Here is a 12,673-nt window from a genome sequence, read left to right as displayed (position 1 = left end):
GCTATAATCAAGTTGAACACCAGTCATTGATTCCAGAATAGCATTCTTAACTGCGCGCCAAGCGACGCCGTCCCCACCATGCGCCTTGCCCTGCTGACCGACCTGCACGCCAACCGCGAGGCATTCGCCGCCTGCCTGGCGCACGCGCACGCCCACAAGGCCGACCAGTTTGCGTTTACCGGCGACTTCGTCGGCTACGGCGCCGATCCGGCCTGGGTGGTGCAGACCGTGATGGATTACGTGGCGCGCGGGGCGCTGGCGGTGCAGGGCAACCACGACTTTTCGGTGACCCACGAAACGCGTCCGCAAATGCACTTCGAAGCGCGCGAGGTGATCGAATGGACCCGCGGCCAGCTCAACCCCGGGCAGATGGCCTTCCTGTCGGCCTTGCCGCTGAGCATGGAACTGGAGCGCATGCTGTTCGTCCACGCCAGCGCCCACGATCCGGTCAAATGGGAATACGTGACCGGGCTCGAGCCGGCCGAGCGCAGCCTGCGCGCGGCCAAGAAGCGGATGGTGTTTTCGGGCCATGTGCATACCCCGGCCCTGTACCGGCGCGCCGACGACGGCCGCATGGGCTCGCACGTGCCGGTACCGGGCACGCGCATCGCCATCGCCCCGCAGCACCAGTACCTGGTGATCCCGGGCGCGGTGGGGCAGCCGCGCGACGGCAACAGCGCCGCCTGCTACGCCATGTACGACGACAGCGCGCGCGAGCTGGTGTATTACCGCATTCCCTACGACAACGGCGCCGCCGCGCGCCGCGTGATCGCCGCCGGATTGCCGATTGTGTTCGCGATGCGACTGATCGAGGGTATTTGACAACAGTCGTGTTGCAACGCCCGGGTTGCTCACGTACTATTGTTTTGTAAGAGGCCCGCCGTGCGGACCCGCACCCAGGACCGCTTCCATGGACCATGCCGCTCCCAACCCGGCCGTACCGGCGTCGCCAGCAGGCGCGCGCCCATCCGCGTGGTTCGGCGCGGCGGCGCTGGCGGCGCTGGTGATGACGCTGTGCCTGGTGCTGACCTGGCAACTGTGGGAAGCGGCGCGGCGCGACGCCGAGCGCGACTTGCGCATCGATTTCGAATTCGCCGCGCGCGACGTGGTCAACCAGCTGGCGCTGCGCATGGCGGCCCATATCCAGTCGCTGCGCGGGGTGCAGGGGCTGTTCAACAGTTCGGACGACGTCACGCGTCAGGAATTTGCCGATTTCGTGCGCGCCCAGCATGCCGACGCCGAGTATCCCGGCATGAAAGCGATCGGCTACATCGCCGCGCTGAGCGAGGGCGGGCGCGCCGCGCACCTGGCGCGCGTGCGCGCGCGCGGTTTTCCCGATTACGCGATCACGCCGCCCGGCACGCGCGCCGCGTACGCGCCGCTGCTGTACCTGGAATCGTTCACCGGCGCCCGCCTGCGCCCGTTCGGGCACGACATGCTGACCGAAGAGCCGCTGCGCCAGATGCTGGAACAGGCGCGCGACAGCGGCCAGCCCAGCATGTCGGGCAAGGCGACGGTGGCGCGCGAACGCGGACGGGCCGCCTCCGACGGCGTGCTCATCGCCCTGCCGGTGTACATCGGCAGGGCGCCGGACCAGGTCGGCCAGCGGCGCGACCTGCTGCGTGGCTGGATCTACGCCCCCTTCGTCATGGATGACCTGATGGCGCACCTGGGCGGCGAGCGCGGTGCCGACCTGCTGGTGACGGTCTACGACGGCAACGAGGTCGCGCCGGCGGCGCTGATGGCGGCCGGCGCCGTCCCCGGGGTGGCGGGCATGGCGGCGCTGCGCACCGAGCAAGGCATCGCCATCGCCGGGCGGCGCTGGACCTTGGTGGTCCAGGCCCGCCCCAGCTTTGGCGACGCGCAGAGCAACGATGCCGCGCAACTGGTGCTCACGCTGGGGCTGGCGGTGACGGTGATCCTGTCCATGCTGACCTGGATGCTGGCGCGCAGCAGCGCCTTGGCCGGCAGCGCATTGCGCCAGTCGCAGGCGCTCACGGGGGAGCTGAAGGCCGGCCAGCGGCGCCTGGTAGCGCTGGCCGATTCGGCGCAGCGGGCCCAGGCCATGATGCGCAGCATCCTCGACGCGACCTTAGACGCCATTTTGGTCGACAATGGCGACCGCCACATCCTGGCCTCGAACCAGCGCTTCCGCGCGCTGTGGAGCATTCCCGATGAACTCGACCTGGCGGGCGACGACAGCGCCGTGGTGGCGCACCTGCTGACCCAGCTGACCCAGGCCGGGCCGCTGTTGTACAGCCGTTCGCTGCAACTGGCGGAGCATGAGGAGCACCGCGAACTGCTGCGCCTGAAGGACGGGCGCTTCATCGAACAGCTGACGCGCCCGGTCCGGCTGGGGCAGGAAGGCGCGCGCCTGTGGTCGTTCCGCGACATCACCGAACGCAAGCAGATCGAACAGCGCGAGCGCGCGCACCGCCACGTGCTCGAACTGCTGGCGCACGGCGCGCCGCTGCAAGCGGTGCTGGGCGCGGTGGTGCTGGGGGTGGAATCGACCAATCCCGGCATGCTGTGCGCGATCCTGCTGCTCGACGCCGAAGGGCGCTTCCTGGCCACCGGGGCCGCGCCCAGCCTGCCGGGCTTTTTCAACGCCGCCGTCGATGGCTTGCCGGCCAGGCCCGGCTGCGGCTCGTGCGGCAGCGCCGCCGCCAGCGGCCGGCGCGTCATCGTCGAGGATATCCAGACCCATCCCGACTGGGCCGACTACCGCGACATTGCCGCGCGCGCCCAGCTGGCGTCGAGCTGGTCGGAGCCGATCCGCGGCGCCTCCGGGCGCGTACTGGGCACCTTTGCGATCTACCACCGCAGCCCGCATTACCCGAGCGCGGCGCACGTGGTGCTGATCGAGCAGGCCGCCCAGCTGGCCGGCATCGCCCTCGAACAGGCCCAGGCCGCGCAGGCCTTGCGGGTGGGCGAAGAGCGTTTTCGCAGCCTGTACGATCACGCGCCGGTGGCGCTGTGGGAGCAGGACTGGTCGGGCGCGCGCGAGGCCGTGGCGCGCCTGAAGGCGTGCGGCGTGAATGAACTGGGGCCGTGGCTGCGCGAGCGGCCCGGGGAAGCGGCGCGCCTGGCGGCGCTGGTGCGCATCACCGACGTCAACGGCGCCGCGCTGGCGCACGTGGGCGCCCGCGCCAAGGAGCCGGGCACGTTGGGGCTGGCGCAGAACTTCGGCAGCCTGGGCGCGGACGCCTTCATCGACGCGCTGCTGGCGCTGACCGGCGGGGCCTTGTTCTACGAGTGCGAGAGCAGCTTCCTGCGGGTCGATGGCGTGGCGCGCCAGCACGAACTGACCTTGCTGGTCATGCCGGGCCACGCGCACTCGCTCGACTTCGTGATCGCCTCGACGGTCGACATCACCGAGCGCAAACGGATCGACGACGAACTGCATGCGCTGGCCAGCACCGATTTCCTGACCGGGCTGCCGAACCGGCGCGTGTTCATGGCGCGCCTGGACGACCAGTTCGCGCGGCTGCAGCGCAGCGTGGACGAATGCGCCTCGGTGCTGATGCTCGACATCGACCACTTCAAGCATGTCAACGACGTGCATGGCCACGCGGTGGGGGACGCGGTGCTGCGCCACATGGCGGGCCTGATGCGTTCCGGCCAGCGCAAGATCGACACCCTGGGCCGGGTCGGCGGCGAAGAATTCGCGGTGCTGCTGCCGGGGACCACCGGGCTGGCGGCGCAGCAGTACGCCGAGCGCCTGCGCCAGAGCGTGGCCGACAGTCCGCTCGACGGCGAGGGCCGCCACATCGCGATCACGGTCAGCATCGGCATTGCCACCATCGACGCCGGCGACACCAGCCCGGATGCGGCACTGATCCGCGCCGACAAGGCGCTGTACCGGGCCAAGGCGCAAGGGCGCAACCGCGTGTGCGAGTATGCCGAGGCAGCCGGCATGGCCGCCGCCGAGGCCAGCCTGAGCCGCGCTTAGGGCTTAAGGTTTAAGGTTTAAGCGCGTCGGGCGCGGCGCGCGCTGTGCGTGGCTGGCGCTCGCGCGCCAGGTACCAGACGATGGCCAGCACGCACGCCAGCGGCAGCAGCAGGGGTGAGGCCAGCACGCCGACGCAGAGCAGTACCAGCGCCAGGGCGCCCACGGCCAGCACGCCGAGACCGGCGAACAGCACCGCCAGCAGCAAGCCGACGAACAGCAGGACCAGGGCCGCGATGACCAGGCCGCCGCCAGCGAACAGCACGCCGAGCAGGGCGCCGAGCGGGCCGTCGATGTGCTCGCCATCGATGTTGATCGACATGCCGGACGAGCCGGCCACGGCTTCCCAGGCGACCAGGATGAACAGGAACAGCAACAGCAGGGGAGCGAATTTTTTCATGGCGGTAGCCTCGGTCGGGTTGGCGTGGAGTGTCGGTTGGTACGCTTGCACTGTAGCTGTGCGGGCGGCGCGGCGCCATGCGGATGCGACAGGCTGCACGTTTGACGGGGTGAACGGGGCTGCGCACGGCGTGGGCGCCAGCTTACCGAAAACGCAATTTTTCACCTTGAAAATTCGAATTTATTGCCTATACTGAATTCTCTGACGGATGGAGATGCATATGGAATTTATTCACTATTCAGGCGACCGGTGGACGCTGGCGGCAGGCGACTTCGTGGCGCGCCAGTTGCGCATCCTGCTCGCTGGTGGCGGTCCCAAGGGGCCGCCGTCGGCGCCGCCGGCGATTCCACCGATTATCATCAATCCTTTCACCTACAACACGCCGGGGCCGGCGATCGATCCGCGCATTCCCCCGCCCGGTCCGCCGTTGCAGCCTCCCGCGCCGCCGCGCCAGCGGTTCGCATAAAAGAAGCCCACCGGAACAGGTGGGCATTTTTATGCGGCCCAGCACGAACAATTGATCCACGCATTCCTAGTGTCCTAAGTTAAAAATTCATTGAAGAATTTTTTCCGTGTTCTATATTGAGTTTGTACCCATGACGGCGAAGTACACCGGCGCCACCGCAGCAGCGAATTTCTGAAGTTCCTGCGCACGATCGAGGCGTCCGTCCCCACCGATCTCGATATTCACCTCGTGATGGATAACGACGGAACCCACAAGACGCCGACGATCCGGAACTGGTTTGCCCGGAATCCACGTTTCCATGTCCATTTCACGCCGACATCGGCATCGTGGCCAAATCAAGTCGAGCGATGGTTTGCCTCCCTCACCGAAAAACAGATGCGTCGCGGTACGCACCGATCGACCCGCCAAGTAGAGGATGCGATTCGCGCCTACCTCAAGATCAACAATGCCGACCCGACGCCCTTCGTCTGGACAAAATCCGCAGACGCCATCCTGTCGAGCATCGAACGATTTTGTCTGCGAATTTCTAACTCAGGACACTAGCATAAACAAGATTATCCCCCCCATATGCCGTCCTCGACGGATGCTCAAATCAAAACGCGTGGTGCCAACAAAACTGAAAAATTGACAATCTACCAATGTCATTTATAAGATATAATTACTTTTTATAAATATTTTGATGGGCCTAGCTGATGACCTATTTTTATTCGGCAGTGAATTCACTGATTGGTAAGAAATTGTACGGGGATGGCAACTGCGCCTTGATGGTCCAGCATTATGCCAAGCTGCCACACAGCAGCATGTGGCGCGCTGGCGCGCCGGTCCTCGAGCAGAAGAACATCTGGCCAGGTACTGCCATTGCCACCTTCGAGAATGGCCGGTATCCCAACCATGCGCACAACAACCATGTCGCTTTTTTCTTAAAATTCGGTCAAGCTAACCCTGATGGGACATGGAAGACGTTCTTCATCGTGGAACAGTTCAAAGGGCATGGCCGCCAACCAGGCTCAAAGCGTATTGTCACGCGTGAGCTCAAAGCGCTAGGAAAGCTGGACGCGCGGTACGGGGATCGCTGGGAAAACCCTTCGAATAACGCAGCTGCATTTTCCATTATCGAGTGACCATGAAACTGATTTTTTCGTTCTGCCTGCTGTTGGCCGCCATGAATGCCGGCGCCCAGGGCATCAAGCCTTGTCCGGAAGAGTTTCCCGTGGAGGCAATCAAACTGTCGTCTTTGCCGGAAGGTTGGATTGGCGTTACGCCAAGCAAATTGCCGTTGGTGTCCGCTGATGCGACAACCGGGCGGCCGCAGCCGGCTGCCGACATCGGGCAGCAGCGAAAGATGCGGCACGGCTATGAGATGATATTCAATACAAAAAGCACAGCGCCCAGCGAAAAGTGGTTGTCGTGCCGTTATGGTGTTGGTGGCGACCTGACACTGGCGCAGCGTCTTCCTGATAACATAGAGAGATGCACCGTCAGCTATTACAAACGACCTGCGTACAACGACTACGATATTTCGGTCGCATGTTATGCGGCGCCATCCAAGCCTCCACGTTGATCAGGAGCGTCCGCCAATACCAAGGCCGCTTTGACGTGCAAAAAAACGGCACCGGGATTTCTCTCCGGTGCCGTTTTCATGTGCGGCCAAGCTAAATGATGCTTCGTCGCTGTTCTGTCTTCGATCGCTTGCAGCCCGGTCGCGCCAGGAATCAGGCGCCCGGCGAGGACGTTCGCTTGCGCGTGAGGGCGAGCATCAGCGCGCCAGCGGCCAGCAAGGCCCAGGTGCCTGGCTCCGGTACCCGCGACGGGCCGGGGTCAACATGGCCGTCGAACGCTTGCAGGTGCAGTTCGCCATGCTGGTCGAGCGACCTGACGAACACGCCGCCTTCGATATTCTGCTTGTTGGTCAGGCGCGCCGACGGCGCCAAAATGGTGCCGCCGAACAGGGTATTGGTGGTGATGCTGGTGGCGTTCTGGAAATTCCAGATCAGCTTGCTGCCGAGTTTCTGTGCCGAGCCGCCCAGGAAGTTGGCGCCGATGGTCGCGTCCAGGCCGCTCGCGTTGAGGATCACGGTGCTGGCGTTGCCCAGGTGGAATTCGAATTCGCTGGCCTTGAACACGCCGGCGTCGAACAGGTTGAACACCGCCACACCGTTGGCGTTGGCCACGGCGTTGAAGGTGGCCTTGCCATAGCCGTTGAAGGTGACGCTGCTGCCGGTGCCGCTCATCTGGGCCAGGCTGGTCGAGAGCGCACCGAGTTGGGCTGCGAAATCGGTCGAGTGCGCGGCGTCGGCCTTGAGCTGCATGGCGGCATCGAGCGATGGCAGGCGTCCGCCGTTCGTATTGCTACCCTTGAGGCTGCCGCCGACCCAGGCCGCCCCGTTCAGGTTGCTGTTGCTGACGTCGCCATAGATCACGGCGCTGCCGGCATTGATGCTCGCGCCGCTCAGGTTGCCGCCAATGACGGCGCCGCCGGCATTGACCTTGACCTCGCCCGCATTGCCCATCACGGTCAGGCCGGCGTATGTCGAGGCCGGCATGTCGTTCGCGTGCTGCGCATAGTCGCCGCCGGTGGCCTTGCCGCCGACCCAGGTGCGGCCATCGACGTGCGATTGCGACTGCATGTCGGCCAGCACCACGGCGTTGAACTCGTGCAAAATTTGCTGGGAGCTGAGCGGCGTGGCCGCAGCTTGCGTGGCAAACACGGCGGCGGCGATGGCGGAAAGGGCGAGGCGGAAGTGACGGGCGATCATGGGATACCTGTGGACTGCGAAGAAAGATGCTGCGTTGCAATATATGCGCGCGCTGATAGTAACGTTATTTCAATGGCAATGCAACTGAAAACGCGGGGGCCTGCGCTGCGTCTGGCTGGCGCGGCGTGCGGCGGGCGCTGTGCTTGCTGCGGCCTGGCGCTGTGGAATGCGTGGAATTCGACTATCATTGCCCTTTCGGGCGACGCCCGCACCATGAATGCGACCCCATGACAGAAGAATTCTCCGACGACATCCCCCAGGACGACGACGCGCCCGTGCAGGAGCCGCGCCTGTGGAAAGGCAATGGCTGGACCGCGCGCGTCATCAAGAACGAGGATGACGAAGGTTGGGCGGTGGCCATGATCAAGGATGGCGAACCGGAGCCGGCGCTGGTAGGCCCGTGGACCATGGGACGCGATAAAAAGAATCCCAAGCCGCTCGACACCAATGCCTTCAACACCCTGGTCAAGACGGCCGCCGAAGTGCTGCGCCGGCACGAACAGCAATTGCACGCCATGCTGCACAAGAACACGGTGGTGTGGCACGAAGGCGCCGACATCAAGGTCACGCTCGACATCGTGCCGGACGACGAGCATCCGTACGCGCTGCTCGCTGCCTTCAACGAAGACGGCGAGCAGATCGCCCAGGTACGCACCTCGGCCGGCTTCAAATTAAGCCCGGCCAGCGCCACAGCCTGGATCGAAAACGACTTCCGCAACCCTGCCTGACCTGCTAGTATTTCCCTGATGCACTATCAAAGGGACATGCGATGGAAAGCCGTCTTGACCGTCTGGAAGCCGTCCAGGCGATGTTGCTGGGCATCGGGCAGATTTCGACGGGGTGTAGCGACATCGCCGAGTTCGTGGGGGCGGTGCATCGGGCGCTGGGCCGCATCATGTATGCGGCCAATTTCTATGTGGCGCTGAGCGACCGCGACGAGGGTACGGTGCGCTTCGTGTATTACGTCGACGAGCGCGACGCCGCCCCCGATCCCGAGGAAAAGCTGCGCCTGGCCTCGCCCGAGCAATCGCCGACCGCCTGGGTGATCCTGAACCGCCGCAATATGGTCATGACCAAGGATGAAAGCGCCAGGCACCAGGTCGACGGCCACGCCTGGGGCCGCGGCACGCGCGCCGAGCAGTGGATGGGCTGTCCCCTGCTCGACCATCAGCACCAGGCGCTGGGCGCCATCGTGCTGCAAAGCTACAGTTCCGCACATAGCTACAGCGATGAAGACCAGGCCCTGTTTTCGCTGATCGCCAACCACGTCTCGAATGCCTTGCAGGGCATGCAGAGCGTGGACCGGCTCGAGCGCGCGGTGCAGGAGCGCACTGCCCTGCTGGCGCACGAGGTGGCCGAACGGCGGCGCGCGGAAGCGGTCCAGCATGCGCTGTACGAAATCGCCAACCTGTCGGCCTCGGCCGTCGATGCGGAAATGTTGTCGAGCAATCTGCACAACATCATCAGCGAGCTGATCGTCGCCGAAAATTTCTTGATCGCGCTGTATCACCCGGAGACGCGCGAGTTCAGCATTCCCTATTTTGTCGACCGGAAGCACGCCGAGGCGCCGGTCAAGCGCTTCGCCTACGGCGTGGGGATGAGTTCCTACGTGTTGGACAGCAAGCAAGCCTGCCTGCACGACGCGGCCAGCTATGCGCGCCTGGTGGCCGAACGCAGCATGGGCGCGCCGCTCGGCAGCGTCGAGATCGCCAGCTGGATGGGCGCGCCGATGCTGGTGCATGACCAGCCGTACGGGGTGATCATCGTGCAAAGCTACGATCCGGCCATCGTGTACAGCGAGGCCGACCTGGAGTTGCTGGCGTTTATGGCCAGCCACGTGGCGGTGGCGATCGCGCGCATGCAGGCCGACCACGCGGTGCGGGTGGCCAAGGAACGCCTGGAGCAGCAGAATTCGGCCTTGAACGCCGCCCTGACGGCCTTGCAGGATGCGCAGACCGAACTGGTGCGCCAGGAAAAGCTGGCCTCGCTGGGGCGGCTGGTGGCGGGCGTGGCGCACGAGATCAATACCCCGCTCGGCATTTGCGTGACCGCCACCAGCCATCTGGTGCAGGAGTTGAAACTCACGCGCGAGGAACTGGCGGCGGGCGAGATGACCGAGGATAGCCTGGCGCAGTTCTTCGACATCGTCGACCAGTCGCTGCGCATCATGACCACCAACACCCAGCGCGCGGCGGCGCTGGTGCGCAGCTTCAAGCAGGTGGCGGTGGACCAGTCGTCGGACGATATCCGCAGCTTTAACATGAAGGCCTACCTGGCCGAAGTGCTGCTGTCGCTGCAGCCGCACCTGAAGGGGCGGCCTGTGAAGGTGGAGGTCGATTGCCCGGACGATGTGGTGCTGGAGAGTTTTCCGGGGGCGGTATCGCAGATCGTGACCAACCTGTTGATGAATTCGCTGGTGCATGGGTACACCCGCGAGCAGGCCGGGGTGATCAAGATCGAAGTGCGGCTCGATGGCGGGCAGGTGTGGTTCGATTACCGCGACGACGGGGCGGGGATGGACCAGGAGACCTTGGGGAAACTGTTCGATCCCTTCTTTACCACGCGGCGCGGGCAGGGCGGCAGCGGGCTGGGGGCGCATATCGTGTACAACCTGGTGACCGGGCCGCTGGGCGGGTCGGTCAAGGTCGATAGTGCGCCGGGGGAGGGGTTGCATTACCGCTTGCGGTTTCCGCAGAGCCGGAAGTAGCAGGGCGACGCGCGTTGCAAGAATCTATATTGCATGATCTTTTATGTAAGATAATCCTCACTTTTCAGATCAACCTTGCTTCTTCAACCGGAATTAAGAATGGCTCAGCGTCCTGTTTTTACGCCCTCCCTGACTGGCCCTTTGCTTGTCTCCACGCATCACATTGAATTTCAGTGGTTTCCAGGAATGTCGGTCAGTCAAGCCCAAAAATCCATCGATTCCTTGCACCAGCGTACTGTCGAGCAGCTGGGGGTGGATGCCGTTCTGGAGATTTCGAGCAAGTCGAAGGACGCGTGGGGCGTGCGGCTGAGTGCATTTAATCTGATGATCAAGACGGATCGATATGAACGTGAGTTCAGCCTGGAGTGTGCTTTTCAATCCAGTAAGGTGTTCGAACATGGGGGGCCGTTTACAGACTTGCTCGGCGCGCGCTCGATCGATGCGAAGCGCGACGAGCGCCTCAATCAGAACGGACGATTAATCAAATTTCAGTACTTTGATGTGGATTGGCCTTTGGAGCCGCGTACGGCGTTCTACGATTGGCTGTACATCAATGCGCTGTATAAACAACCTGAATTGGCTGACATCGTTCTGAATTATCGTGCATTTTCCGACATTGCTTTTAATCCCGCACGCTCGATCAATTGCCAGGCGTATGCCGCTGCGCTGTATGTGTCGCTGCATAAGCGGGGATTGTTAACTGAAGATGTTATTGCAGATCAGGCCGCCTATCTCAGACTAATCGACACCGGCGCGGTCAATCATGCTCATGAGAATGCTGACCGGAATACATCATTGTTTTCCTGATAGCGAGTTTGCCTCAGTCCGGCCAGCGCCGGTTGATATCGACCGCGGCGTCAATGTTGGCGATCAGCAGCTCCACAAACACCGGATCGAGATGCGTTCCTGACACTGCACGCAGGTGCGACACCACGTCCTCCAGCGGCCACGCATCCTTGTAACAACGCTTGTGACTGAGCGCATCGAACACGTCGGCCACGGCCACGATGCGCGCGTAAATATGGATATCCGGCCCCATCAAGCCCTGCGGATACCCGCTGCCATCGAATTTTTCGTGATGCTGGTGCGCGATCACGGCCGCCGCCTTCAAAATCGGGCGCGAGGAGCCGTCCAGGATCGACAGGCCCACGGTCGGATGCTGCTTCATGATTTTCCACTCTTCGGGCGTGAGCTTGCCCGGCTTGAGCAGCACCGCGTCGGGCGTGGCGATCTTGCCGATGTCGTGCATCGGCGCGGCGTGCATCAGCACCGCCGTCTCGTCTTCCGGCATGCCGGACGCCTGCGCCAGCATATGGCACACCTGCGACATGCGGCGCACGTGGTTGCCCGCCTCGTTGGAACGCGATTCGACCACGTCGCCCAGGCGCATGATCAGCTCGGCCTGGGTATCGGTGATCTCTTGCGTGAGCAGGATGTTGTCGAACGCGATCGCCACGCCCGAACAGAACACTTCGAGCAACTGGGCATCGATATCGGCGATTTCCTCCACGCCCTTGAGCACCAGCAGCGAGGCTTTACCACTGCTGTTGGGAAAGTAGCCGACGTAGGTATCGCCGTGCAAGCGCGAGATGCGGTTGCTGCGCGCGTCGTCGAGCTGGGCCATCAGTTCGGGGCCGAGCATGGCCTCGCCAATGTTGCCGATCTGCGCCAGCACTTCGTATTCGCTCTCGCCGGTAATGACGCTCGCGCCCGCCAGGCGCAGCAGCATGCTTTTTTCCAGGCGCAGCAAGGCCACGACTTGTTGCAACAAGCCGCTGGCGAAGTCTTTCAGGTTGCGTTGCTGGAAAATGTGCGAGGAGGCCGCGATCACCCGCTCCAGGCCTTCGCGATAATTTACTTGCAGCAGGCGCGCTTCTTCGACCTTCATGATGTCGCGGTAGGCGCGCAGGGCGGCAAAGGTGGTGGTGAACAGTTTGGTACGGTCGAGCTCGGTCTTTTCCTTGTAATCGTTGATGTCGTAATTGACGATCACGCGCTCTTCCGGCGCCTGCCCCGGCTGCCCGGTGCGCAGCACGATGCGGGTGAACTGGTTGCCCAGGTCTTCGCGCATCCAGCGCGCCACTTCCAGGCCGCTGTCGTCGTTTTCCATCACCACGTCCAGGAACACCAGCGCGATATCGCTCTCGCGCGCCAGCACCTCCTTCGCTTCCGCGCCGGTGTAGGCGTGCAGGAAGGTCAGCGCGCGCCCGTCGAGGCGGAAGCGGCTCAAGGTCAGCTTGGTGATGTCGTGGATGTCCGGCTCGTCATCAACAAGCAAAACTTTCCATGGGGCGAGTTTGGGCGCGGCGGAGGATAGAAAGGACATGAACGGGTTCCGATACCGGTGTGTTGCGAGGCAAGCGCATCGACAGCCCAAGGCCGGCCCGTGACGCGC

Annotated in this window: 11 protein-coding genes and 1 pseudogene; 9 read left to right on the top strand and 3 right to left on the bottom strand. The window is 63.5% G+C overall.

From position 1 onward, the window contains the following. Positions 1–78: 78 nt before the first annotated feature. Positions 79–822 (top strand): metallophosphoesterase family protein, encoded by a 744-nt coding sequence (locus F1735_RS02565; RefSeq protein WP_167235456.1) that lies wholly within the window; start codon positions 79–81, stop codon positions 820–822. A gap of 88 nt (positions 823–910) precedes the next feature. Continuing rightward, positions 911–3,952: a CHASE domain-containing protein gene (locus tag F1735_RS02560; protein WP_167235455.1), complete on the top strand. Its 3,042-nt coding sequence runs from the start codon at positions 911–913 to the stop codon at positions 3,950–3,952. 10 nt (positions 3,953–3,962) lie between these two features. On the opposite strand, the gene F1735_RS02555 is transcribed toward F1735_RS02560, so the two are convergent. After that, positions 3,963–4,349, bottom strand: coding sequence for a hypothetical protein (locus tag F1735_RS02555; RefSeq protein WP_167235454.1), 387 nt, complete (start codon positions 4,347–4,349; stop codon positions 3,963–3,965). Between the two features lie 220 nt (positions 4,350–4,569). On the opposite strand from F1735_RS02555, the gene F1735_RS02550 reads away from it, so the two are divergent. The 4 genes and pseudogenes from F1735_RS02550 to F1735_RS02535 all read left to right on the top strand — a co-directional run bounded on the left by F1735_RS02550 (position 4,570) and on the right by F1735_RS02535 (position 6,376). After that, positions 4,570–4,815 carry a hypothetical protein gene (locus F1735_RS02550; RefSeq protein ID WP_167235453.1) on the top strand — a complete coding sequence of 82 codons (246 nt, stop codon included), beginning with the start codon at positions 4,570–4,572 and terminating at the stop codon, positions 4,813–4,815. A gap of 135 nt (positions 4,816–4,950) precedes the next feature. Further along, positions 4,951–5,358 (top strand): annotated as a pseudogene (locus F1735_RS02545) (transposase); the annotation flags it as partial. A 149-nt stretch (positions 5,359–5,507) separates the two neighbouring features. Continuing rightward, a complete protein-coding gene (locus F1735_RS02540) occupies positions 5,508–5,936 on the top strand; it encodes a BPSL0067 family protein (RefSeq protein ID WP_167235452.1) in 429 nt (142 codons plus the stop codon). A 2-nt stretch (positions 5,937–5,938) separates the two neighbouring features. Beyond that, positions 5,939–6,376, top strand: coding sequence for an STY0301 family protein (locus F1735_RS02535; RefSeq protein ID WP_167235451.1), 438 nt, complete (start codon positions 5,939–5,941; stop codon positions 6,374–6,376). Positions 6,377–6,527: 151 nt separating this feature from the next. On the opposite strand, the gene F1735_RS02530 is transcribed toward F1735_RS02535, so the two are convergent. Continuing rightward, positions 6,528–7,571 (bottom strand): choice-of-anchor A family protein, encoded by a 1,044-nt coding sequence (locus tag F1735_RS02530; RefSeq protein ID WP_167235450.1) that lies wholly within the window; start codon positions 7,569–7,571, stop codon positions 6,528–6,530. A 227-nt stretch (positions 7,572–7,798) separates the two neighbouring features. Here F1735_RS02530 and F1735_RS02525 point away from each other — a divergent pair, with 227 nt between their 5' ends. The 3 genes from F1735_RS02525 to F1735_RS02515 all read left to right on the top strand — a co-directional run bounded on the left by F1735_RS02525 (position 7,799) and on the right by F1735_RS02515 (position 11,085). Next, positions 7,799–8,299 carry a hypothetical protein gene (locus F1735_RS02525; RefSeq protein ID WP_166890326.1) on the top strand — a complete coding sequence of 167 codons (501 nt, stop codon included), beginning with the start codon at positions 7,799–7,801 and terminating at the stop codon, positions 8,297–8,299. A gap of 41 nt (positions 8,300–8,340) precedes the next feature. Next, on the top strand, positions 8,341–10,278 hold the full coding sequence (locus F1735_RS02520; protein ID WP_167235449.1) for a GAF domain-containing sensor histidine kinase: 1,938 nt from the start codon (positions 8,341–8,343) through the stop codon (positions 10,276–10,278). Positions 10,279–10,377: 99 nt separating this feature from the next. Further along, positions 10,378–11,085, top strand: coding sequence for a DarT1-associated NADAR antitoxin family protein (locus tag F1735_RS02515; protein ID WP_167235448.1), 708 nt, complete (start codon positions 10,378–10,380; stop codon positions 11,083–11,085). 13 nt (positions 11,086–11,098) lie between these two features. Here the strand turns inward: F1735_RS02515 and F1735_RS02510 are convergent, their stop codons facing one another. Beyond that, positions 11,099–12,604, bottom strand: coding sequence for an HD domain-containing phosphohydrolase (locus tag F1735_RS02510; RefSeq protein WP_167235447.1), 1,506 nt, complete (start codon positions 12,602–12,604; stop codon positions 11,099–11,101). Between the last annotated feature and the right edge of the window lie 69 nt (positions 12,605–12,673).

Source organism: Massilia genomosp. 1 (assembly GCF_011682185.1).
Taxonomy (GTDB): Bacteria; Pseudomonadota; Gammaproteobacteria; order Burkholderiales; family Burkholderiaceae_D; genus Telluria_A; species Telluria_A rubra.
This window is presented reverse-complemented; position numbering and strand designations above follow the sequence as displayed.